This window comes from Microbacterium sp. Bi128 (assembly GCF_918698205.1).
In genome coordinates this window covers 1-2113 of sequence record NZ_CAKKMM010000891.1, presented here as the reverse complement: position 1 = coordinate 2113, position 2113 = coordinate 1, and the positions used below count along the sequence as shown (strand labels likewise).

Below are 2113 nucleotides of genomic sequence, written 5' to 3'. Positions count from 1 at the left end.
GAGCAGCTGGCGGATATCGCGCTGGCCTCAGCCGAGACCGCAGCCCAGTTCGGCGTGGAGCCGCGGGTGGCCATGCTGTCCTACTCCACCGGCGGATCCGGGACCGGGGAAGCAGTGGACAAAGTCCGGCAGGCCACCGAAGTCGTGAAGGACCGCCGCCCGGATCTCGCCGTTGAAGGCCCCATCCAGTACGACGCCGCCGTCGACGCCGCCATCGCCGCGTCCAAGATGCCCGGCTCGTCCGTGGCAGGGCAGGCGACCGTGTTCATCTTCCCGGACCTGAACACCGGCAACAACACCTACAAAGCGGTGCAGCAGTCCTCGGGTGCGGTCGCCGTCGGGCCGGTCCTGCAGGGGCTCCGGAAGCCGGTTAACGACCTCTCCCGCGGGTGCACCGTGGAGGACATCGTGAACACGGTGGCCATCACCGCCGTGCAGGCGCAGTCCGTGGAGCCCGCTACCGAGCCGGAACCTGCGGCTGCCCGCGCATAGTCAGCAGATGTCCGGGCAGCTGGTTTCCGTCAGCTGTTTTCCGGCTTCGCCGGACTTTCGGGGTCTTCCTCCTTGGCGGGCTCATCGGCCAGGCCCGCCGGCGTGAGATCCAGGTCCTCCAGATTCTCGGGGGCCTCGGGCGCTTCGCCGACCTCGGCGGCCTTGGGGTTTCCTGTGTCGTCCAGGGCCGGGTTCGCGCCGACGACGCCGGTGGGATCCGGTTTACCGGAACCGCTGGCGGGTTCGGTGCCCGCTGGTTCGGTGCCCTCCGGCTGGGTCGCGTCGTCAGTCATGGAAATCCCCTTCGTGAGTTGTCCAGTTGGTCCGCCGACTCTAGGCGCCCGGCCCGGCTTTCGCAACGGATGGGCGCCACTGGCGTTCCGGCAATTTGGTCCGGCAATTTATAGTGGATCCCACGGAGCGCTCGGCCAGGCTCCGGCGTGATGCCAGTCCCGGCGCACCCTCGGGTAGCGTCGAAGCCAAGGCTTAGGAGGCCCCATGCTCGTGCTCGTCATCAACTCTGGCTCGTCTTCGCTCAAGTATCAGGTGCGCGACGTCGAGGCCGGCAGCGTGCTCACCGAAGGCCTGGTCGAGAAGATCGGCATGGGTGCCGGCGGTGAGGGCGACGGCCAGATCGAGGGCCCGCGCGACCACGCCCAGGCGCTGGAGCAGGTGGACGCCGCCATCCACGACGCCTTGGGGGACCGCGTGCTGGATGCCGTCGGCCACCGCGTGGTGCACGGCGGGGAGCGCTTCGCCGAGCCGGTGCTGGTCAACAACGAGATCACCCGGGCCATTGAGCGGCTGAACCCGCTCGCCCCGCTGCACAACCCCGCCAACGTCCTCGGCATCCGCGCGATCTCGAAGAAGTGGCCCGAACTGCCGCAGGTGGCCGTGTTCGACACCGCCTTCCACCGCACCCTGCCCGAGCACGCCTGGCGCTATGCGGTGCCGGACGAGCTCTACACGAACCATGGGATCCGCCGCTACGGCTTCCACGGCACCTCGCACGAATACGTTGCGCACCGGTCGGCGGCGCTGCTGGACGTTCCGGTCGAGGAGTTCGACGCCGTGATCGCCCACCTGGGGAACGGCGCCTCGGTCACCGCGATCCGGGGCGGCCAGTCAATCGACACGTCCATGGGATTCACGCCCCTCGAGGGACTCGTCATGGGCACCCGATCCGGCGACCTCGACCCGTCCATCCTGGTCTTCCTCGGCCGGAACGGATGGTCACCCGAGGACCTGGATTCGATGCTGAACCGGCAGTCCGGGCTCAAAGGCCTGGCCGGCAACAACGACATGCGCTCCGTGGTAGAGGCCGCGGAAGCCGGCGATGCAAAGGCGGCCATGGCCCTGGCGGTCGCGTCCTACCGGCTCGCGAAGTACATCGGCGGCTACCACGTGGCCGTGGGCGGCGCGAAGGCCCTTGTGTTCACGGCCGGAATCGGCGAGAACTCGCACCAGTTCCGGAACCTGGTGGCGCAGCGGCTCGGTGCCCCCGGCGTCGAGCTCGACGCCGGGCTGAACCGGGAACGGTCCAGGGAACCCCGCGTCATTTCCACCCCGACGTCGGCCCTGCCGGTCCTTGTGGTCCCCACCGACGAGGAACGGGCGATCG

3 protein-coding genes are annotated in these 2113 nt (G+C 69.0%); 2 read left to right on the top strand and 1 reads right to left on the bottom strand.

What is annotated here, in order from left to right; all coding sequences use genetic code 11:
- On the top strand, nt 1-492 hold a 492-nt coding region (locus LQV45_RS27690), incomplete at its 5' end, for a phosphate acyltransferase (RefSeq protein WP_253074594.1).
- A 29-nt stretch (nt 493-521) separates the two neighbouring features.
- On the opposite strand, the gene LQV45_RS27685 is transcribed toward LQV45_RS27690, so the two are convergent.
- The gene (locus tag LQV45_RS27685) at nt 522-785 is read right to left on the bottom strand and encodes a hypothetical protein (RefSeq protein WP_028276372.1); all 264 of its coding nucleotides are present in this window, start codon (nt 783-785) and stop codon (nt 522-524) included.
- 205 nt (nt 786-990) lie between these two features.
- Between LQV45_RS27685 and LQV45_RS27680 the strand changes: the two genes are divergently transcribed.
- Nucleotides 991-2113: acetate kinase (locus LQV45_RS27680; RefSeq protein WP_230010079.1), on the top strand; the 1123-nt coding region annotated here is incomplete at its 3' end.

What these genes read in the sequence shown, in the direction of transcription:
- LQV45_RS27685 (WP_028276372.1), bottom strand. Translation starts at nt 785, where the DNA reads ATGACTGACGACGCGACCCAGCCGGAGGGCACCGAACCAGCGGGCACC.